At 64.2% G+C, this 19,842-nt stretch carries 19 protein-coding genes and 1 tRNA gene; 4 read left to right on the forward strand and 16 right to left on the reverse strand.

All coding sequences use genetic code 11. The annotated features are described in order from the left end of the window. Position 1 precedes the first annotated feature (1 nt). From ntrX to hflX, 3 genes are all read left to right on the forward strand, one after another. The gene (gene ntrX / locus FHS94_RS07340) at positions 2 to 1,372 is read left to right on the forward strand and encodes a nitrogen assimilation response regulator NtrX (RefSeq protein WP_184056224.1); all 1,371 of its coding nucleotides are present in this window, start codon (positions 2 to 4) and stop codon (positions 1,370 to 1,372) included. Between the two features lie 140 nt (positions 1,373 to 1,512). After that, entirely contained in the window at positions 1,513 to 2,004 is a 492-nt protein-coding gene (gene hfq / locus FHS94_RS07345; RefSeq protein ID WP_184056226.1) for an RNA chaperone Hfq, read from the forward strand. Then, positions 2,001 to 3,299 (forward strand): GTPase HflX, encoded by a 1,299-nt coding sequence (hflX, locus tag FHS94_RS07350; RefSeq protein ID WP_184056228.1) that lies wholly within the window; start codon positions 2,001 to 2,003, stop codon positions 3,297 to 3,299. The genes hfq and hflX overlap by 4 nt, the downstream gene beginning before the upstream one ends. Positions 3,300 to 3,347: 48 nt before the next feature. Here the strand turns inward: hflX and mazG are convergent, their stop codons facing one another. From mazG to FHS94_RS07390, 8 genes are all read right to left on the reverse strand, one after another. Beyond that, positions 3,348 to 4,079 carry a nucleoside triphosphate pyrophosphohydrolase gene (gene mazG, locus FHS94_RS07355; RefSeq protein WP_184056230.1) on the reverse strand — a complete coding sequence of 244 codons (732 nt, stop codon included), beginning with the start codon at positions 4,077 to 4,079 and terminating at the stop codon, positions 3,348 to 3,350. Between the two features lie 46 nt (positions 4,080 to 4,125). Next, positions 4,126 to 4,740 (reverse strand): retropepsin-like aspartic protease family protein, encoded by a 615-nt coding sequence (locus FHS94_RS07360; RefSeq protein ID WP_184056232.1) that lies wholly within the window; start codon positions 4,738 to 4,740, stop codon positions 4,126 to 4,128. Next, positions 4,737 to 5,501 (reverse strand): MBL fold metallo-hydrolase, encoded by a 765-nt coding sequence (locus FHS94_RS07365; protein ID WP_184056235.1) that lies wholly within the window; start codon positions 5,499 to 5,501, stop codon positions 4,737 to 4,739. The genes FHS94_RS07360 and FHS94_RS07365 overlap by 4 nt, the downstream gene beginning before the upstream one ends. After that, complete coding sequence (locus FHS94_RS07370) at positions 5,498 to 6,274, reverse strand: TatD family hydrolase (protein WP_184056237.1); 777 nt, start codon at positions 6,272 to 6,274, stop codon at positions 5,498 to 5,500. Before FHS94_RS07370 ends, FHS94_RS07365 begins: the two co-directional genes overlap by 4 nt. Further along, a complete protein-coding gene (gene metG, locus FHS94_RS07375) occupies positions 6,274 to 7,845 on the reverse strand; it encodes a methionine--tRNA ligase (RefSeq protein WP_184056239.1) in 1,572 nt (523 codons plus the stop codon). Before metG ends, FHS94_RS07370 begins: the two co-directional genes overlap by 1 nt. Positions 7,846 to 7,855: 10 nt before the next feature. Next, the gene (locus tag FHS94_RS07380; RefSeq protein ID WP_184056241.1) at positions 7,856 to 8,836 is read right to left on the reverse strand and encodes a DNA polymerase III subunit delta'; all 981 of its coding nucleotides are present in this window, start codon (positions 8,834 to 8,836) and stop codon (positions 7,856 to 7,858) included. A 14-nt stretch (positions 8,837 to 8,850) separates the two neighbouring features. Continuing rightward, on the reverse strand, positions 8,851 to 10,014 hold the full coding sequence (locus tag FHS94_RS07385; protein ID WP_184056243.1) for a D-alanyl-D-alanine carboxypeptidase family protein: 1,164 nt from the start codon (positions 10,012 to 10,014) through the stop codon (positions 8,851 to 8,853). 154 nt (positions 10,015 to 10,168) lie between these two features. Then, the gene (locus FHS94_RS07390; protein ID WP_184056245.1) at positions 10,169 to 11,218 is read right to left on the reverse strand and encodes a lytic murein transglycosylase; all 1,050 of its coding nucleotides are present in this window, start codon (positions 11,216 to 11,218) and stop codon (positions 10,169 to 10,171) included. Positions 11,219 to 11,311: 93 nt separating this feature from the next. On the opposite strand from FHS94_RS07390, the gene FHS94_RS07395 reads away from it, so the two are divergent. Continuing rightward, a tRNA-Ser gene (locus tag FHS94_RS07395) sits at positions 11,312 to 11,401 on the forward strand. A 211-nt stretch (positions 11,402 to 11,612) separates the two neighbouring features. On the opposite strand, the gene rpmE is transcribed toward FHS94_RS07395, so the two are convergent. From rpmE to uppS, 8 genes are all read right to left on the reverse strand, one after another. Then, a complete protein-coding gene (rpmE, locus tag FHS94_RS07400) occupies positions 11,613 to 11,843 on the reverse strand; it encodes a 50S ribosomal protein L31 (RefSeq protein WP_184056247.1) in 231 nt (76 codons plus the stop codon). A gap of 104 nt (positions 11,844 to 11,947) precedes the next feature. Then, positions 11,948 to 12,430, reverse strand: a complete 483-nt coding sequence (gene fabZ, locus FHS94_RS07405; RefSeq protein ID WP_184056250.1) for a 3-hydroxyacyl-ACP dehydratase FabZ — start codon at positions 12,428 to 12,430, stop codon at positions 11,948 to 11,950. Then, entirely contained in the window at positions 12,427 to 13,098 is a 672-nt protein-coding gene (locus FHS94_RS07410) for an OmpH family outer membrane protein (RefSeq protein ID WP_246348422.1), read from the reverse strand. The genes fabZ and FHS94_RS07410 overlap by 4 nt, the downstream gene beginning before the upstream one ends. Continuing rightward, positions 13,098 to 15,818, reverse strand: a complete 2,721-nt coding sequence (bamA, locus tag FHS94_RS07415; RefSeq protein WP_184056569.1) for an outer membrane protein assembly factor BamA — start codon at positions 15,816 to 15,818, stop codon at positions 13,098 to 13,100. Before bamA ends, FHS94_RS07410 begins: the two co-directional genes overlap by 1 nt. 178 nt (positions 15,819 to 15,996) lie before the next feature. Then, complete coding sequence (gene rseP / locus FHS94_RS07420; RefSeq protein WP_184056252.1) at positions 15,997 to 17,130, reverse strand: RIP metalloprotease RseP; 1,134 nt, start codon at positions 17,128 to 17,130, stop codon at positions 15,997 to 15,999. Beyond that, positions 17,127 to 18,299 carry a 1-deoxy-D-xylulose-5-phosphate reductoisomerase gene (locus FHS94_RS07425; RefSeq protein WP_184056254.1) on the reverse strand — a complete coding sequence of 391 codons (1,173 nt, stop codon included), beginning with the start codon at positions 18,297 to 18,299 and terminating at the stop codon, positions 17,127 to 17,129. Before FHS94_RS07425 ends, rseP begins: the two co-directional genes overlap by 4 nt. After that, entirely contained in the window at positions 18,296 to 19,120 is an 825-nt protein-coding gene (locus FHS94_RS07430; RefSeq protein ID WP_425506169.1) for a phosphatidate cytidylyltransferase, read from the reverse strand. Before FHS94_RS07430 ends, FHS94_RS07425 begins: the two co-directional genes overlap by 4 nt. Then, positions 19,117 to 19,839: a polyprenyl diphosphate synthase gene (gene uppS, locus FHS94_RS07435; RefSeq protein ID WP_184056256.1), complete on the reverse strand. Its 723-nt coding sequence runs from the start codon at positions 19,837 to 19,839 to the stop codon at positions 19,117 to 19,119. Before uppS ends, FHS94_RS07430 begins: the two co-directional genes overlap by 4 nt. Positions 19,840 to 19,842: the final 3 nt, after the last annotated feature.

Below are 19,842 nucleotides of genomic sequence, written 5' to 3' on the forward strand. Positions count from 1 at the left end.
GATGGCCCTCGACATTCTCGTCGTCGACGACGAGATCGACATTCGCGAATTGGTAGCCGGCGTCCTGGAGGACGAGGGCTATGAGACACGCTCTGCGGCGAACAGCGATGCGGCCCTGGACGCGATCGCCAACCGTAGGCCCTCGCTCGTACTGCTGGACGTGTGGCTGCAAGGGTCACGTCTCGATGGGCTTGAACTGCTTGACGAGATCAAGCGGCGCGATCCTTCCATCCCCGTGTTGGTGATCTCCGGCCACGGCAACCTCGACACGGCGGTGGCGGCCATCCGCCGCGGCGCTGCCGATTTCATTGAAAAGCCGTTCGAGGCGGAGCGGCTGCTATTGATGGTAGCGCGTGCCACGGAAACCGAACGGCTCCGCCGTGAAGTGGCATCGCTGCGCGCCTCCGTGGGGCGCGATACTGACCTGACCGGCAGCTCCACCGCGATCAACAGCGTCCGCGCCACGTTGAAACGCGTCGCAGGCACCGGCAGCCGTGTCCTGATCATGGGCGGAGCAGGGGTCGGCAAGGAAGTCGCTGCGCGCCTGCTCCATGCCTGGAGCCAGCGTGCCGACTCACCGTTCGTGATCGTCAGCGCGGCGCGGATGACGCCGGAGCGTGTCGACGAGGAGCTGTTCGGGGTGGAGGAGGGGGGTGACCTCGTCCGCACCGGCCTTTTGGAACAGGCGCACGGGGGCACGCTTTTCCTGGACGAAATTGCCGACATGCCCGTTGCTACCCAGGCGCGGATCCTGCGCGTGTTGACGGATCAAAGCTTTACCCGCGTGGGCGGCACGCGCGTGGTCAAGGTGGACGTCCGCGTCGTCTCCGCCACGGCCCGTGACCTGACAGAACTGATTTCCGAGGGCCGCTTCCGGGAAGACCTGTACTACCGGCTGAACGTCGTGCCGGTGCTGCTGCCTTCGTTGGCCGAGCGGCGCGAAGATATACCGCCGCTCGTGCAGCACTACATGGCCCACTACGCGTCTGAACGGCGCGTCCCAACCCCGGAGATTGCGACCGACGCCATGGTTGCGCTGCAATCCTACGACTGGCCGGGCAACGTCCGACAGTTGCGCAATGTGGTGGAGCGAACCATCATCCTCGCGCCAGGGGACAGGATTGGCCGCATCGACCTGGACCTTTTGCCGGCAGAGGTGCTGGGCGATGGCGGCGACAGCGCGGCGAGCAGCGCAATCATGGGTGCCCCGCTGCGCGAAGCCCGCGAGTCGTTCGAGCGCGAATATCTGCGCGTCCAGATCCGCCGTTTTTCCGGCAATATCTCGAGAACTGCGAGCTTCATCGGGATGGAACGCTCCGCTCTCCATCGCAAGTTGAAGCTGTTGGGAATAACCGAACCGCGCGACGAGTGAGTGATAGCCCAACATACGGCTATGGACGGACAGCTGCCGCGACCATAGATTATTGGAGCTTTCATCCGGAGGCATCCGACGTCGGACAACGACGCTCTTGCGGGGCATGCTCCCGCCAACAATGAAAGGGATGACACCCCATGGCCGATAAGCAAGGTTCGCTCCAGGACCTCTTCCTCAACGCGCTCCGCCGTTCCAAGACCCCGGTCACGATGTTCCTGGTGAAAGGCGTGAAGCTGCAGGGCATCGTGACCTGGTTCGACAACTTCTCCGTGCTGCTGCGGCGGGACGGGCAATCTCAGCTGATCTACAAGCACGCCATCTCGACCATCATGCCGACCGGGCAAATGGACCTCGCCGCGATCGTCGACGCGGCCCAGGATGCGCCTCGTAAGCAGCCGCTGTTGCAGGACATCTTCTTGAATGCCGTCCGCCGGTCTGGTGACAGCGTCACCATGTTTCTTGTGAATGGGGTGATGCTCCAGGGAGCCATCGCCGGCTTTGATCTGTTCTGCATGCTCCTGCAGCGCGAAGGGTTGGTGCAGTTGGTGTACAAGCACGCGGTTTCGACCATCCAGCCAGCCCACGCCCTGAACTTGGCCGAGGAAACGGCCGGATCGGATGATGATTGAGCACGAATTCCGGATTTGAGCGCGACAAGGGTGAGTTCACCCGGGGTGCACGTGCCCTGATAGTGTTGCCCGACCAGGGTGGATCGAGCCGCGATGCTGACGCACGGCTGGACGAGACCGCTGGTCTGGCTGCCGCGATCGGCATCGTCGTCGCGGAGAAAGTCGCTCTGCGCGTCCGCCAGCCGCGCCCAGCGACCCTGATCGGCAGCGGGCAGGTTGAACAGCTCGCAGCAACCGCGCGCATGGAAGAAGCGGACCTCGTCGTCTTCGACGCGAGCCTGACGCCCGTACAGCAGCGCAACCTGGAAACCGCGCTCGAAGCCAAGGTGATCGATCGAACCGGCCTGATACTCGAGATTTTCGGGGAACGGGCAGCCACAGCCGAGGGGCGACTGCAGGTCGAACTTGCCCACCTCGACTATCAGGCTGGCCGGCTCGTACGCAGCTGGACCCACCTTGAGCGGCAACGGGGCGGCTTCGGCTTCCTGGGCGGCCCTGGCGAAACGCAGATCGAGGCCGACCGCCGATTGATCCGCGACCGCATGGCTCGGCTTCGTCGCGAGCTCGAGGGCGTCAGCCGTACGCGCGGGCTTCATCGGGAAAGACGACAGCGCGCGCCATGGCCCGTGATCGCGCTGGTTGGCTATACCAACGCTGGAAAGTCGACCTTATTCAATCGGCTGACCGGCGCTGACGTCATGGCGGAGAACCTTCTGTTCGCGACGCTAGACCCGACATTGCGTCAGATTGCGCTTCCGGGTCTCGACAAGGCGATCTTGTCGGACACGGTGGGGTTCGTGTCGGAACTGCCGACCCAATTGGTGGCCGCGTTCAAGGCGACGCTGGAAGAGGTCGTCTCAGCCGATCTTCTCATCCACGTCCGCGACGTCGCGCATCCGGACACCGAAGCTCAACGTATCGATGTCGAGGGCGTGCTCGCCGATATCGGCGTATCCGAACAGACACCGGTGATCGAGGCCTGGAACAAGCTCGACTTGCTGGACGACGAAGCCCGCGCCGCTCGCCTTGCCGAGGCTGCTCGCCGGGAGGTCGTCGTCGCCATTTCGGCGCTGACCGGGGAGGGGGTCGACAATCTTCGCACCGCCGTGGCCGATCGCCTGACCGAGGGACATCGGCGTTACACGATCACGCTTGCTGCGGGCGACGGGGCCGGCGCGGCATGGCTCCACGCGCATGGTGAGGTGTTGGCAAGCGAAGTCCAAGGCGAACAGGCGTCATATGACGTGCGGATGTCGCCGGCCGATTTCGAGCGGTTCGAGCAGAGGCACGGTTAACGGTCATTTACCATCTATCCGGGCAAGCGCGCCCGGATAGCTCCGCAATCAACGCTGTTCGGTATCTTTGACGCCCCGCCAAAGGGCTTCCTGCTGCTCCAGGGTCAATGTCGGGAACGCAGGACCGGCGGCCTCCATCGCCCTGAACCGCCGCTCGAACTTCTTGTTTGCCGCGCGAAGGGTAGCTTCGGGATCCAGCCCGAGGTGCCGAACATAGTTGACCACCGCGAACAAAAGATCACCCGCTTCCTCTGCCAGCTTATCTGGCGAGGATTGAGCAATCTCTTCCAACTCCTCGATAATCTTGGCGCGGGGCCCATCAGCGTCAGGCCAGTCAAAGCCGGTGCGGGCAGCGCGCTTCTGTAACTTCTCTGCCCGCAACAGCGCCGGCAAGGCTAGCGCGACGCCAGCAAGCGCACTCGTGTCCGACCGGTCGTCACGCTCACTTGCCTTGATCGCCTCCCAACCGGGCGATGTTGCCGCGTCGCCGAAGATGTGGGGATGCCGCCGTTCCATCTTGTCGCTGATCGAAGCCACCACGTCGGCCAGCGTGAATTGGCCGGCTTCTTCAGCGATCCGGCTATGGAACACGACCTGAAGCAGCAGGTCGCCCAATTCGTCCTTGATGTCGGCCGGATCGTTGCGTTCGATCGCATCCGCAACTTCATACGCTTCTTCAATCGTGTAAGGCGCGATCGTGGCGAATGTCTGCGCACGGTCCCAGTCGCAACCATCAGAGCCGCGAAGCCGCGCCATGATAGCCAACAGCCGCTCAATCATTGGGAGACCACCCCACCCAGCACGGCTGTGAGATCGATAATATACATTATGTAAAGTCCTGCGGATGGTGGGGGGTCAGGATCAGCGTGTTGTTCTCCACCCGCCACGTTTTAAGCCGCGACAGAAAGTTCATGCCAAGGACATCCGAGTCGCCGAACGCCGGCGAAACGACCACGGGCAGCTTTCGAGCGACAATGGTGCCGAACCGCAGTTCATCCACGCTGGCCGTTTGCGCCTGAACCGTCCCGTTCGCGGTTCGAAGCAGCACCGGGATAAGGCTCTCCTCCACCTTCAACCCGGCAGCATCTGCGGTTGAGGTTGAGAGAGCTGTGATCGTGGCACCGCTATCGACGAGCATCCGACGCTTCACGCCATCGACGGTCACCCGCGCCCAGAAATGGCCGTCGGGCGACATGCGTATCCGGACTTCCTCGCCGACAACGGTCTGATCGTCGAGCTTCAAAGCTTGTGCGATCTGGCCCAGATATGGGTCGAACTTCTCTCGCTGGGCGAGCACGAACAGACCGACGCCAAAGATTGCAGCCCAGCTCAACAGATTGAGAGCGATCCTAAGAACCGGAACGCGTCGTGCGATCAACGCCGACAGGGGCAGAAGAATCAATAGTCCGAGAAGCAGCGCATGAACGCCGTCCAGCGTCATAGGTGATATTCCAGCCCGTCGTAACCTGGCTCCACGCCGGCGGGCAGCGTCGCGCAGAGTGTGGCATAGTCCATGGATTGGTCCATATGTACCAGCGCTGACCGCTTGGGGCCGAGCTCCGCGATCCAGCCCAAAGCCGCATCCAATGTCGGGTGACTTGGATGTGGTTGCTTTCGCAGCGCATCAATTATCCACAGGTCCAGATCGCGGTACAATGCTCGCATGGCCGGGGTCAGATCATGGAAGTCGGTCGCGTAGCCGACACGCACCCCGCCCGCTTCGAACCGGAGCCCTGACGATGAGATGCGTCCGTGCGGCTGGTCTACGACGCTGATATCGATCGCGCCGATCCGCTGCTGATCATGCAGCGTCCGTCGTTCAACCGTAGCCGGGTACCCGCCCCGCCCTTCGAATACATATGCAAATTGTGCCGTAAGTACCTGAAAGGTCTCGTCGCGAGCATAGCCGGGCACGGCATGTCCAAGTGCGTGGTAGATCTGCCGGACATCATCGATCCCATTCGTGTGATCGGCATGGCCATGGGTCCAGATGATCGCGTCAACCGCGCCCACCTGCGCGGCAAGCAATTGTTCGCGCATGTCGGGACCGGTATCTACAAGGATCCGGGTATCTTCATGCTCCACGAGGATGGCGGCACGAGTGCGTCGGTTGCGGGGCTCGGTTGGATCACATGCGCCCCAGTCGTTGCCGATCCGCGGCACACCCGACGACGTGCCGCTGCCAAGGATCCGCACCTTCACGCCTGGGTTTTCGCGAACAGACTGTGGAAGTTGTAGGCGGTACGCTCTTGAAGAAAGGCGATATCTTCTCCGCGGAGCTTCGCAAGGAATTCGGCGGTGTCGGCGACAAAGGCAGGCTCGCCGGGTCTTCCCCGATGCGGAACCGGGGCCAGAAACGGGCTGTCCGTTTCGACCAGCAGCCGCTCGATTGGTAGCCGCGCAGCGGTTTCCTGTAGGTCGCGCGCGTTTTTGAACGTCACGATGCCCGAGATGGAGATGAAGAAGCCCAACTCCATAGCCCGATCCGCGAATGCGCCAGTGCCGGTAAAACAATGGATGACCCCGGTGAAGGCCCCCTGCTCCATCTCTTCGGCCAGGATCGCGGCTGTGTCGTCCTCGGCATCCCTGGTATGGACAATCAACGGTAGTCCCGTCTCCCGCGCGGCCGCGATGTGGGCCCGGAAGCTTGCCTGTTGCCGGGTGCGATCGGAGTGGTCGTAGAAGTAATCTAGCCCGCTTTCGCCCAGACCGACGACCCGTGCGTGTCGTGCCCGGTCGACAAGCGTCGCCGTCTGCATGTCTGGATGCTGGTCGGCTTCATGCGGATGGATGCCGATGCTGGCCCAGACGTCCGGCTCGCGCTCTGCGGTCGCGATCACGTCGTCCCATTCGCTTTCGCGGGTCGAGATGTTGAGCATCGCCGTCACGCCCCGCGCCCGCGCCCGGGCAAGCACCTGCGCCTGCTGCTCGGCAACGCCCTTGTAGTTCAGATGACAGTGACTGTCGGCGAGCATCAGGCCCCCGCCTCTGCGTCGACGGGCATGTTAAGCCGCGGGAAGATGGGCACCGGCGGGGAAAGACGAAACGCGCTTTCCGCCAGCCGGTTATACCAGCCATCATCGTCAATGGCAGCATGGTCCCGTTCATCCGGACCGGCGCCGAGCTGGTCGAGCAGCCGGTTCGCCGAACTTGGCACCACGGGAAGGATGGCGATCGCCAGCATCCGGATCGCTCGTACCAGCGTCCGCAATACCGCGTGCATCCGCTCGGGGTCGGACTTGCGCAAAGCCCAGGGCGCCTGTGTGTCGATGTAGCCGTTGCAGGCGAACACGCCGCGCATCCACGCCTCTATACCCTGGCTGAGCGCGAGATCGCCGAACGCGGCCTTCAGCCCCGCGCAAGCAACAACGACCTCCTCGATCAGCATGGCATCGGCTGGATCCGACCTGCCAGCCTCAGGAAGAACGCCGTCCAGGTTCTTGGCAATGAACGCCAATGTCCGCTGGGCAAGGTTGCCGAAGCTGTTCGCGAGTTCGGCATTCACGCGCAGCACGATCGCCTCGGGCGAGTAGCTGCCGTCCTGGCCGAAGCTGACTTCCCGCAGAAAAAAGTAGCGCAGGGCATCAACGCCAAAGCTGTCGGCCAGCGTCATGGGATCGACGACGTTGCCCAGTGACTTGGACATCTTCTCACCACCACGGGCGAGCAGGAATCCGTGGCCGAACACGGACCGGGGCATCGGAACGCCCGCCGACATCAGAAAAGCTGGCCAATACACGGCGTGAAAACGGACAATGTCCTTCCCGATAAGATGCAGGTCGGCGGGCCAGAACCGGGCATTGGCCGCGTCCTTGTCAGGATAGCCGGTCCCCGTCAGGTAGTTGGTCAGCGCGTCGACCCACACGTACATCACGTGCCCTGGGCTACCCGGCACCGGCACGCCCCAGTCAAAGCTGGTCCGCGACACCGACAAATCGGAAAGGCCGCCCTCAACGAACCGCATCACCTCGTTGCGCCGGCTTTCGGGGCGGATGAAGTCCGGATTGGTCGAATACAGGTCCAGCAGCGGCTGTTGATACCGGGACAGGCGGAAGAACCAAGTCTCCTCCGCTGTCCACTCAACAGGCGTTCCCTGCGGCGACAGCTTCTCGCCGCCCTCACCCGCAACCAGTTCGCCCTCGTCGTAAAAGGCCTCATCACGGACCGAGTACCAGCCCTCATAGCGATCAAGATACAGGTCACCGCGATCGGCCATGGCCTGCCAGATCGCCTGGCTGGCACGGTGGTGATCAACCTCCACCGTGCGGATGAAGCGATCATAGCCGACATTAAACTTGTCCGCCATCTCGTGGAAATGGCGCGACATCTCGTCGGCAAAGGCCCGCGTCTCGATCCCACGCGCCCGGGCGGCCTGCGCCATTTTCAGCCCATGCTCGTCGGTCCCCGTCTGAAACAGGACATCCCGGCCAGCCTGACGCTGAAATCGCGCGATCGCGTCGGCGGCAACCATCTCATAGGCGTGGCCGATATGCGGCCGCCCGTTGGGATAGTGGATTGCGGTGGTGATGTAGAAGGGGTCGCCCATGTCGGGCTCCCTACCCCGCCGTCGCCGCCGATGAAAGCCGCGCGACGAGCCCTGCCATCTCGAACACGGTCGTCGCAGGATCGAGGGACAGGCCGATGGCTGCACCGGACAGGTCGCGGGCAGCCGCATAAGCGTCGAGTGCGACCCGCAGCGCCTCGCCCTGCCGCTCACGCGCGGCATGGGCGATCAGCGCCGGTGCGCGGTCAAGAAACAGCTCATATCGTGGCTGGGCTGCTTTTCCCGCCAGCGCGCGACCCAGGGTGAGCCGTTCGCGATGATCGCGGTCACCCGATCGCGCAATAGCGTCCAACGCCCGATCCAGCCCGGCAACGTCTAGCCCGGCATAGCGCACCCCCCGCCCTGGCGCACCCTCACTGGCAGTGACGAGGGCCTGCATTTCACCGCTGTCAGCACCCGGCAACACCGTCCCGAGCACCTTTGCAACATCGGCATCGCTCAATCGGGAAAACCGCAGCAGGCGGCACCGCGAGCGGATGGTGGGCAGCAGCTTGCCCGGCGCATGACTGACCAGGAAGAACACGGTGCCTTGCGGCGGCTCTTCCAGGCTCTTCAGCAGGGCGTTCGAACCTTCACGCTCCAGATCGTCGATTGCGTCGATGATGACGGCGCGACGCGATGAAAGTGCCGGAGGGGTCGCCAGCTGTCCGCGCAAGGCTCGCACCTGTGCGATGCGGATGCTGCGGGCCGGAGCGTCGTCGTCCTTGCGCTGGTCATAAGGCACGATGCGCGGCGGCGAGGATTTGTCCCATACCTCCCGCGTGACAACCTGGTAATCGGGGTGGCTACGCGCTTCCACCAACGCGCGGCTACGCGCATCGTCACCGATCAGGCGCAGGGCGGCTTCACGGGCGAAGGTAGCCTTGCCGACGCCCTCCGCCCCGGCAAGCAGCCAGGCATGGTGAACCTGGCCGCCCGCCAACGCGGCGTCGAACTCGGCCTGCGCGGCGGCATGCCCCACCAATGACGTCATGCCGCCCACCTGGCTCAGATGAGCGAGGTCAGTCCCGCCCAGGCGCGGCCAAAAAAGCCTGCTTCGCCAACGTCCTTGTCGGCCACCAGCGGCAGGCGCTGTTCGGGGGTGTCTGCCGAGGTGATCACGAGTTCGGCGATCTTGTCGCCTGCCTTGATCGGCGCCTTGATCGGGCCCTTGTAGACGACCTTGGCCGAGACGGCGGGTACAGCCCCGGCTGGCATGGTCGCCTTCAACGTCGTCGGTGCCACCAGGCCGACTGTGTTCGACGATCCGAGTTGCACTTCGGCATCGGCGACCTTGCGCCCCTGCGCGACAAGCGGCTTGGCCTGCCAGGCGCGGAAGCCCCAGTCCATGAAGCGGACCGACTCATCGGCGCGGCCGTTGAAGCTGGTCAGTCCGGCGACCACCATAACCATACGGCGGCCGGACTGCTCTGCGGACCCGGTAAAGCCATAGCCAGCCTCATCCGTGTGCCCGGTCTTCAGTCCGTCGGCGCCGGCGACCCGACCGAGCAATGGGTCGCGATTGGCCTGAGTGATGTCGCTCCCCGCACCCAACGTCTTGCCCCAGGTGAAGTTCGGGAGAGAGTAGAAGCGCTTGTACAGCGCAGGATGATCCTGGATCGTCGCGGATGCCAGCTTAGCAAGGTCACGCGCGGTGACATACGTCACGCCATTGTCCGGCCAGCCGTTGGACGTGCCGAAATGGCTGTTCGTCAGTCCCAGCTTGCGTGCCGCATCGTTCATGCGGTCGGTGAAGCTCTGCTCCGTGCCCGAGATCCCCTCCGCCAGGACAACGCAAGCGTCATTGCCGGACAGAGTCACGATCCCCTTCAGCAGGTTCTCAACGCTAACACTCTCCCCGGCGGACAGGAACATGGTGCTGCCGGCCGCAGGACCGTGCCATTGCTTCCATGTCTCGGGCCGAACGGTGAACTGCTGGTTCAGCTTCAGGTCGCCGCGCTTGATCATGTCAAATGCGACATAGACCGTCATCATCTTGGCCATCGACGCCGGCGGCATGCGGCGGTCCGCATCGCGCTCATACAGCACCGCGCCGGTCGACAGGTCCTGCATATAGGCGATGGGCGCCGTTCCCTGGAACTGCGGCGCGGCTGCCGTCGAGGATGTCGCGAGGGCGGCAGCGATAAGCGGTGCGGCAAAGAACTTGTTCATGGGATGTCCGTTGCTGGTTGTCGGTCGTACGGGGAAGGTCAGGGCACTGCCATAGCCACGTGCCACCGCCGCGTCACGCGGGATGCGCTGCCAAGGTAAATTGCAGTTACAGGCGCGAGTTTAGGGTGCGCGTCGGCGAACGACGCGGTCTGGCTCAACCCTCCACCGCATCAGCGAGCAGCCCGACCGAGAGGGCATAAAAGTTCGAGCAGTTATAGTCGAGGATGACGCGATAATTGCCGGTCAGCAGATAGGCAGTCTGCCCCGGCCCGTCCGGCTCCATCAACGTCGCCAGGACGTTGTCCGCTGGCCAGCTACGCGACTGCGGCACTACGCCCATGGCGCGCCATTCGGCCACCGTTCGCCAGCCACTGTGTCGCGAAAACACCCGTGGACAGCGGGGCGACACCAGTCGATTGCGCACGATGCTGCGGTCAAAGCTTGCGGGCAGGCTGACAGCCAGGCCCCATGGCTGGCCTGCACGCCATCCGGCATCGGTGAAATAGCGAATGATGGAGGCAAGCGTGTCGGCTTCGCTGGTCCAGATATCGGCTCGCCCGTCCCCGTCCCCATCGCGGGCCAACCGCAGATAAGCTGAAGGGAGGAATTGCGGGTTGCCGGTCGCGCCCGCCCAACTTCCCTTCAACCGCTCGCGCGGGACGCCGCGGTCGATCATCTTAAGCGCCGCAATGAACTCGCCCGCGAACAGGTCGCGCCGTCGGCCCTCATAGGCAAGGCTGGCAAGGCTGCGGAGAAGGTCGAAGTTGCCCGTGTAACTGCCGTAATTCGTTTCGTGGCCCCAGATTGCGACCGCAATCGCCTCTGGCACCCCGCTTGTCCGCTCCACGGCCGCGAGCCGCCCCCGAGTGCGCTGGTAAACGGCGCGGCCCCGTGAGATGCGGCCCGCATCGACATGCTGGATCCGGTATGGGGCGAAAGGGGAGAAGGAGGTGGGCGTTTCCGTGTTGCCCGGCTGCGCGCGGTCGAGCGCCACCACGCGAGGGTTGAAGGTGAGCGTGGGCAGCACGGCATCCAGCGTTGCCGCTCTTACCCCCTGCGCCAGCGCCTGGCCACGCAGACCGGCAAGGTAGCTTTGAAACCCGGCTTCGTCCTGGGCGCCCGCTGGCGACAAGCCGGCCAGCGCCAGTGCGGCTGCGGCACCAATATTGCGAATGTACCGGGCGAGTTTCTGTGGCTTTCCCATCGTCCGCTAGGTGCCACAGGGGCGGCGACGCCGGAACCCCAAACATCGCGCCTCTTGCACAGGCGGGCTTACCGGCTCTAACGGGGGGCGAGCGGAGAGATGGCCGAGTGGTTTAAGGCAGCGGTCTTGAAAACCGCCGTGGGTTCACGCCCACCGTGGGTTCGAATCCCACTCTCTCCGCCAGTTCTTGCCGGGCGTCACTGGCCAACGATCGGCAGCATCGTCTCGCTATCGCCGGGGCTGAACGGCTGTGCCCGCTCGCGATGCGCGGCTCGGCCGCTGGAACACTGCCAAGCAAAACCGGCGCACGCTGAACGCGGCGCCGGTCTGGCCTTGCTGAGTCGAGATCGACGGCAACCACGGGCACCGACCTGCGGCACCCATGCAACAGACTTTAACGGCCCTTGAGGCTGAGCCCGCCGAAACGCTTGTTGAAGCGTGCAACCTGGCCGCCCGCATCGAGCAGTCGCTGGTTGCCACCGGTCCAGGCCGGATGCGCCAGCGGATCGATGTCGAGCAGCATCGTTTCGCCTTCCTTGCCCCAGGTGGAGCGAGTTTCGAACACGGTGCCGTCCGTCATCTGCACCTTGATGGTGTGATAATCGGGATGAGTATCTTTCTTCACGTCACAAACTCCTGAAATGGCCGGTTTCCGACCGGCCGGAGGAAGGCGCGCCCGTACACGCGCCTTGGGTCCAAGTCAAAGTACGCGTTGGGCGCCCACCGGGATCAAGCCTTGGGCGGATCCGCGATCATGGCGGTGAACTGCGCCTCGGCGACCAACTGACCGTCAACCTTGGCCTGGCCAACGAACTTGCACACCGTCGCCCGCTTCTGCACAAAGCTGACTTCCAGGCGAAGAAGAACGCCGGGTTCGACCGGCTTCCTGAACTTCGCGCCGTCGATGGCCATAAAGTAAACGAGCTTTCCCGAACCAGCGAGGCCCAGGCTTTCCACCGCGAGCACGCCGGCCGCCTGGGCCAGCGCTTCCACAATCAGTACGCCCGGCATGATCGGGCGACCAGGGAAGTGCCCCTGGAAGAACCCTTCGTTGATCGTCACCGCCTTGATCGCGGCGATGCGCTCGTCGACCACGAGTTCCTCCACCCGATCCACCAGCAGCATCGGGTAGCGGTGCGGCAGCGCCGCCATTACTCGCCCGATGTCGAGCGAGTAAGGCGCGCTGGTCGCAGGAGAAGCGGCGTCCGTCACCGGCTCTGGTTGCGGCGATTGTTGGAGGCCGGCGCCGTGGCCGCAGGGGCCGGCGTGCCTGCCGCTGCCGGTGCTGCACCCGCGCCCTGCTGGCCGGGCTGCCAGTTCGCCGGCGGCGTCGTATTCACGCTAGGAACCAGCCGGTCGAGCTCGGCAGTGATCGCCGAGGTGATGTCGGCCGTTGGCTGTGCGAACAGTGCCGCCTGCGGGTTGAGCAGCACGGTGACGTTCTTCGCGCGAACGGCATTCTGCACCGCGGTGCCAAGCTGCGCCTGGATCTGCTCAAGCGCATAAGCCTGAGCGCGCTGTGCCGGCAGGGTCAGCCGATCGAGATCCTGCTGCGCCGTCGCCTGGCGGCTCTGGATCGCTTGCGCTTGGCTCTGCAAAGACGCCTGGTTGGCGTTCGGAGCCGCACGAGCGGTGTTGAACGCGGTGATCAGCGGCTGAAGCTCTCGCTCAGCAGTCTGACGACGCGTTTCGGCCTGGTCGATCTGGGCCTTGTAGGTAGTCTGGATCTGCGTGCGCGCGGCAGTCCAGGCGCGCGTGTTCACCATGGCTGCCTGCGGATCGGCAATCGCGACGCCCGCAACCTGAGCGGTCGCGGTGGTGGCGGCGAGGGTTGCCGGCGCGATCAGGGCGGCGGCAAGAATCATGGACTTCAGGGTCATCAGAACTGGGTTCCCACATTAAAGGTTATAAGCTTTTTATCATCACCGGGCTGCGAAAGCAGGGCCTTGGCGACGTCGATACGCAGCGGGCCGAACGGCGAGTTCCAGTTGACGCCGACGCCAACCGACACGCGCGGCTTGGCCGTGCTGCCGTAATAGACTTCCTTGAACGCCGGGATCGGACTGTTCTGCGCGATCGCGTTGGTCTCTCCACCCGCGCACGCGCCGCCATACGTCGCCGAGAAGCCGATCGCGCACGTTGTGTACCGGCTGACGGCCGCGGTATCTCCCGTCTGGGTGCTGTTGTTGATATAGAGCTGGCGGCCCTGCGTATCGGTCAGCAGCGATGTCAGCGGCAGCACGGTGACGTTGCCGTTGGCATCGGTCGTCGTCGGGAAGTTGGCGGTCGGCAGCGGCCGCGTGATCGAGAACAGGCTGCCCGCCTGGATGTAGATGGACGGCCGCAAACCAAGCTCGCGGGCACCTGCGCCGAGCGGGATTTCAAGCTCCGCGCGGGTCAGGTAGTAAGCGTTGCCGCCCAGTGCGTCGTCGACGATCTGGTCGCGGTCGGTGACGGGTGTCTGCACGCCGTTGGCGACCGTGAACGGAATGCGCTGCACGCGCGGACCAACACCGCGAATGTCAAATCCGCGGAACTGGGGCTCGCCGAGATAGAAGCGGTCGGTAATCCGGATCCGATCGACACCGGGCCCACGATCCTTCTCCAGCGAACGGATGTAGCCACCCTCCCCGACCAGCGAGAAGATGAAGCCGCTGCCGACATTGTGGAACTTGGACGCTTCCAGGCGGGTACGGATATACTTCACGTCGCCGCCCAGGCCCGCGAAGTCCTGGCTGAACGCCAGCCGCTGGCCCGCTGTTGGCCGCAGACGGCTGTTCAGGCTGTCATAAGCGATCGTGTAGCCGACCGACGAGGTTATACGATTGCCGATCGCCTCGCACAGGTAGCGCCCGGCCTTCAGCGGGTCGCAGACGCCATTGGTATAGAAGCTTCCCTCGTCGAGGGAGACCTTGTCATACGAGAAGCCGTACCGGCCTGCGAGCGTCCAATATTCCGTCAGCGGCACGCCCGTGCGAATCTGGAAACCCGTCGAGACCTGCTGATAGGTCGTGTTCCGATTGCTGCCAATATAGTTGAACGAGTTGTAGTCGCGGCGGAACAGGTCGACGCCCAACGCGATGTTCTTGTCGAACAGATATGGTTCGGTGAAGCCCAGCTCGACCGACTTGGAATAACTCGAATAGTTGACGCCGAAGCGAGCAGTCTGCCCCTTACCGCGGAAATTGTTCTGGGTGACGTTGGCCTGGATGATGAACCGCTCCAGGCTCGAATAACCGGCCGACAGCTGCAGCTCGCCCGTCGACTTTTCTTCCATGTTCGCTTCGAGCACGATCCGGTCGGGCGCGGAGCCCGGGGTCTGCTTGATCTCGAACTTGTCCTGGAAATAGCCGAGCGAGTTGATGCGATCCTGCGAGCGCTTGACCTGGAAGCTGTTGAACGCATCGCCCTCGGCCAAGCGGATCTCTCGACGGATCACCTTGTCTTGGGTCTGCGTGTTGCCGGTGATGTCGATACGCTCGACATAGGTCCGCTTGGCTTCCGCGATATGGAAATTAACCGACATGGTCAGGTTTTCGCGGTCCGGCTGGAAATCCGGGCTGACGTCGGTGAACGCATAGCCGAACAGGCCCGCGGCCTCGCTCAACTGGTCAACCGAATCCTCGACCTGCTTGGCGTTGTACCAGTCGCCCTTTTTCTCGGGCAGCGACGCCGCCAGCTTCGCGTTATCAAAGTCGCGGATCTCACTGTCAACGGTGATATCGCCGAATTTGTAGCGCGGCCCTTCCTCGACGACATAGGTGATGATGAAGTCACGCTTGTCCGGCGTCAGTTCGGCAACTGCGCTCGTCACCCGGAAATCGGCATAGCCGTTGGTCAGGTAATATTGGCGCAGCTTCTGCTGGTCATATGCCAGCCGGTCCTGGTCATAGGTGGTGTTCGACGAGAGCAAGCGGAAAGCGCGTGCCTGCTTTGTAGCCATCTGCTCGCGAAGCTTGTCGTCCGAGAAGACGGTGTTGCCGATGATGTTGATCTGCCGGACCTTGGACTTCGGCCCCTCCGTCACCTCGAACACCACGTCCACGCGGTTCTGGTCGAGGCTGACCATCTTCGGCTCGACCACCGCGCCAAAGCGGCCCTGGCGGCGATACAGCTCGACGATCCGCGCCACGTCCTGCCGAACGGCGGTGCGCGTGAAGATCTGACGCGGCTTGAGCTTGATCTCCTTGTCGATCTTATCCTGCTTAAGGCGCTTGTTGCCCTCGAAGATCACGCGGTTGATGATCGGGTTCTCACGAATCCGGATCACGATCTCGCCGGTCTGCGCGCCCTCGATCTGGGCATCAGCGAACAGGTCGCTGGCCAACAGATCCTTGATGGCCTGGTCCAGAACCTCGTTGGTGTACCTATTCCCGACCCGCAGCGTCGTGTACGACAATACCGTCTCGGGCTCGATGCGCTGCGACCCTTCAACGCGGAGCGTCTTGATGGTCAGCGCATTAGGATCGGTGATGGGCGCTGCTTGGCGCGGTGCCGGCGCAGGCAGGTTCTGCGCAGGGCCCGTCACGGCAGCGCGGGGACGGCCGCCGCCACGCGGACCACGTTGTGCATCCGCATGGCCCGCCAAGCCGGCGATCATGGTGCCGGTGAGCAGCACCGCCGTCGTGCGAACGCCAAAAGAAGACTTGGTTACCAACACTCGTTTACCCCAACCCGCTCGCGCCAGCCCTGTATGTCTCGATTGCGGCTATTTGTCGTCCGTGCGACATTCTGTTGCCAGGCCCGCTCCGCCGCGCGTCTGCCCTGCCCCACTCCGCTCAGCCGATCAACCCAGCCAAGCTTTTCCAAAGCCCCGCTGACCCCAGATCGTTGAACGTCACGACCAGCATCAGCGCCAGTATCGCGGCAAGCCCGCCGCGAAATGCCCATTCCTGCACCCGCGGCTCAACCGGACGCCGCCGGACCGCCTCGATCGCATAGAAGAACAAGTGACCGCCATCCAGCATGGGAACTGGCAGCAAATTGATGAACCCCAGATTGATGGACACCAGCGCGACCAGATACACCAACGCGGGCACGCCAAGGCTGAGGAACTGGCCGGAGATGCGCGCCATGCCAACCGGGCCGTGCAACTCCTTGACTGGAGCCTGCCCAATGACGAGCTGGCGCAGCTTGCTGATCGTCAGGGAGACGATGTCACCAACCTGACGCGCAGCGACCACGGGCGCGCGCCAAGGTGCGACCGGAACCAGCTTGGACGGCCCTGGCGAAATCCCGAGCAGACCGGAGCTTTCGGTGTTCCCGAACCGATCACGCATCACCTGCCGCTTCAGGGTCGCCGTCCGGGTGAACGTTGCGCCGCTGCGCTCGGCGACCACCTCCACCCGCTCGCCCGCACGCGGGTTCACGAACACCAGCATGTCGCCAAAGGTGTCCATGCGTTCACCGCCCAGCGACACGATCCGGTCGCCCGCCTGCAGCCCGATCGCCTGCGCGGCGCTACCCGGGACAACCGCGCCCACGGTCGCGGGCGTCCGGTCCTCGCCATAGGCCATCGCAAAGCCGGCCAGGATGAAAATCGCGAGCACGAAGTTCACGACCGGTCCCGCCGCAACAATAATCGCACGCTGCCACAAACGCTTTGCCTGGAAGGTGCGGTTGCGTTCCTCGGCGGGCAGAGCCAGCCAGGCTGCATCCGGCTGGCTGGCCGGGTTCATATCACCGGCAAACCGGACATAGCCGCCCAATGGCAGCCAGCCGAGCTTCCAGCGCGTGCCGCGCTTGTCGGTCCAGCCGGCAATCTCCCGACCAAAGCCGATGGAGAACGCCTCCGCCTTCACCCCGAACATCCGGCCTGCAAGGTAGTGGCCCATTTCATGAACGAACACGAGCGGCCCGATGACTAGGGCAAATGCCAGGAGAGTAAGAAGAAGGCCGGGGGACTCGATCACGCTACAGGATCCTTTACGCGCCCCTTTTGCACCCGCTCGCCCGCAATGGACCTCGCCTCGGCATCGATCGCGAGAACGGCGTCGAGCGTTTCCGGGGCGGGCGGGTCGTAGCGACTAAGTGTATCGTCCACAATTGCGGCGATTTCGAGAAAGCCGATCCGGCCTGCCAGGAACGCTGCCACCGCTATCTCGTTGGCGGCGTTGAGAATTGCCGGCCTGGCGCCCCCCGCTTCCACCGCCGCCCGCGCAAGCCACAAGCTGCGGAATCGCGTCTCATCAGGCGCCTCGAAATCAAGCCGACCAAGTTTCACCAGGTCGAGCGGCTCCATCGGGGTCGCCATCCTGTCGGGCCAGGCAAGCGCATGGGCGATCGGCACCCGCATGTCGGACGGGCCAAGCTGTGCCAGCACGGACCCGTCGATATAATCAACCAGGCTGTGGATCACCGACTGGCGATGGACCACGATCTCGATCCGATCTGAGGGAACGGGAAACAAGCGGGCCGCTTCGATCAGTTCGAGCCCTTTGTTCATCATGGTGGCGCTGTCGACCGAGATCTTGGCGCCCATCGACCAGTTGGGATGCGCAACCGCCTGGGCCGGGGTGACCCGCGCCATGTCGTCGAGCGCCCAGTCACGGAAAGGGCCACCGCTTGCGGTCAAGATGATGCGCCGCACCTCATGCGGCCGATCGACGCTGAGGCACTGGAATATCGCGTTGTGCTCGCTGTCGACGGGCAGCAGGGTTGCGCCATACTGGCGGACGGCGGCCATCACCACCTCACCCGCGGATACCAGCGCTTCCTTGTTGGCCAGAGCGACCGTGCCGCCCGCCTCTACCGCGGCCATGACAGGTTCCAGCCCGGCGCAGCCGACGATCGCGGCCATCGTCCAGTCCGCGCCCAGCCTGGCCGCCTCGACCACGGCACGCGCGCCCCCGGCCGTTTCCACGCCCGTTCCGGCAAGGGCGGACCTGAGAGCTGGCAGGCAGCCCTCGTCCGCTACAACCGCCAGTTCGGCGCCGGTCCGGATGGCGGCAGCAGCCAGTCCCTCGACATCGCAGTTCGCGGTCAACGCGCGGACGCGAAACCGCCCGGGCTCGCGCTCGACAAGGTCGAGGGTCGATGTGCCAACCGAGCCGGTCGCACCAAGGATCGAAACCGTCTTCACCACGGTGCGTAGGTATACAGCCAGGGTACGGCCACGGCGAGGAATGCAGCGACCGGCGCCACCGGTACCACGCCGTCCAACCGGTCAAGCACGCCGCCATGGCCCGGCAGGATGTTACCCGAATCCTTTACCCCGGCCCGCCTCTTGAGCGAGCTTTCGAACAGATCGCCTCCCTGGGCAAGCACCGCGAGTGCCGGCGTCGCCAGCGTCATTCGCAACGGCAGGCCGTAAAAGGCGTGAAAGCCCGCCCCCAGTGCCGACGCCAGAACAACACCACCGATCAGCCCGGCCCACGTCTTGGAAGGGCTGAGCTTGGGCGCGAGCTTGGGCCCGCCGATCGTACGGCCCGCGAAGTACGCGCCGATGTCGGTCGCCCACACAAGCGAAAGCGCCCAAAGGGTCCAGACAATGCCTTCATGCTGGTGCCGCAGTAGAAGCAAGGACAGGATCGGCAGCCCGACATAGATGGTACCGGCCGCCAGTTCTCGTCGTGCCGTAACGATCACGATGAAGAACGCTGCGCCCGCAAGCACGCCCAGCACAAAGAAGTGCGGCCCAGCGCCCGGCGGCGGACTCATCAGGGCGAGCGAGACGAAAAGGCTATACTGGGCCAGCCGCTTCTGCCGCGGCGCAATGCCGTGCAGGTCCGACCATTCCGCCATCATGAACAGGCCGGCGACGACGCACAGCAGCCAGAAAAGGTAACCGCCAATGGCCAGCGCGACGATCGCGACTGCGACCATGCCGATCCCAGCAACCGTTCGAACCGCAAGCCCGGACGATCGCGCAGGCACCGGGCTACCCGGAGGAGTGTCGGTCACAGGCCCCCGTACCGGCGCTGCCGCGAACCGAACGCGGTAATCGCCTCAGCGAGCGCGCCCTCGTCGAAGTCGGGCCAGAGCGTGTCAACGAACAGGAGCTCGGCATAAGCTGCCTGCCAGAGAAGGAAGTTCGACAATCGCTGCTCGCCCGAGGTGCGGATCAGCAGGTCGAGAGGAGGCAGGCCTTGGGTTTCGAGCTCCGCCTCGATTGCCGCCTCGTCGATGGCGTCGGCGGGCAACCGTGCCGCGAGCCGCCGCGCGGCGGCCGCCAGTTCGGCCTGAGCACCATAGTTCAGTGCAATCGCGAGGATCGGGCCACTATTCGTTGCGGTCCGGGCAACCGCGTCGTCGATCATCTCCACCAGGTCCGGCGCGAACCGGCGATAGTCGCCGAGGATACGCAGGCGGACATTCTCGCGCGCGAGCTCGTTGAGGTCCGAGCGGATGAAGATCCGGAGCAAGCCCATCAACTCGCCGATCTCGGCTTCGGGCCGACGCCAGTTCTCCGACGAGAACGCATACAGCGTCAGTGCCTCGATCCCCATTGCGCGAGCCGCTCGCGTCACACGGCGCACCGCCTCCACCCCGGCCTTGTGCCCGAAGATCCGGGGACGGCCGCGCTGTTTCGCCCAACGACCGTTGCCGTCCATGATGATGGCCACATGGCGCGGGATCGCCGCCGCCTCCGCGACCGGAGTAAGGATGGGAGCGGAACTCACCAG

Source organism: Sphingomonas aerophila (assembly GCF_014199305.1).
GTDB classification, from domain to species: domain Bacteria; phylum Pseudomonadota; class Alphaproteobacteria; order Sphingomonadales; family Sphingomonadaceae; genus Sphingomonas; species Sphingomonas aerophila.

Coding starts and splice junctions, on each gene's coding strand:
- ntrX (WP_184056224.1), top strand. CDS start 2: ATGGCCCTCGACATTCTCGTCGTCGACGACGAGATCGACATTCGCGAA.
- hfq (WP_184056226.1), top strand. CDS start 1,513: ATGGCCGATAAGCAAGGTTCGCTCCAGGACCTCTTCCTCAACGCGCTC.
- mazG (WP_184056230.1), bottom strand. CDS start 4,079: ATGATTGAGCGGCTGTTGGCTATCATGGCGCGGCTTCGCGGCTCTGAT.
- FHS94_RS07360 (WP_184056232.1), bottom strand. CDS start 4,740: ATGACGCTGGACGGCGTTCATGCGCTGCTTCTCGGACTATTGATTCTT.
- FHS94_RS07370 (WP_184056237.1), bottom strand. CDS start 6,274: ATGCTCGCCGACAGTCACTGTCATCTGAACTACAAGGGCGTTGCCGAG.
- metG (WP_184056239.1), bottom strand. CDS start 7,845: ATGGGCGACCCCTTCTACATCACCACCGCAATCCACTATCCCAACGGG.
- FHS94_RS07380 (WP_184056241.1), bottom strand. CDS start 8,836: ATGACGTCATTGGTGGGGCATGCCGCCGCGCAGGCCGAGTTCGACGCC.
- FHS94_RS07385 (WP_184056243.1), bottom strand. CDS start 10,014: ATGAACAAGTTCTTTGCCGCACCGCTTATCGCTGCCGCCCTCGCGACA.
- FHS94_RS07390 (WP_184056245.1), bottom strand. CDS start 11,218: ATGGGAAAGCCACAGAAACTCGCCCGGTACATTCGCAATATTGGTGCC.
- FHS94_RS07410 (WP_246348422.1), bottom strand. CDS start 13,098: ATGACCCTGAAGTCCATGATTCTTGCCGCCGCCCTGATCGCGCCGGCA.
- bamA (WP_184056569.1), bottom strand. CDS start 15,818: ATGATCGCCGGCTTGGCGGGCCATGCGGATGCACAACGTGGTCCGCGT.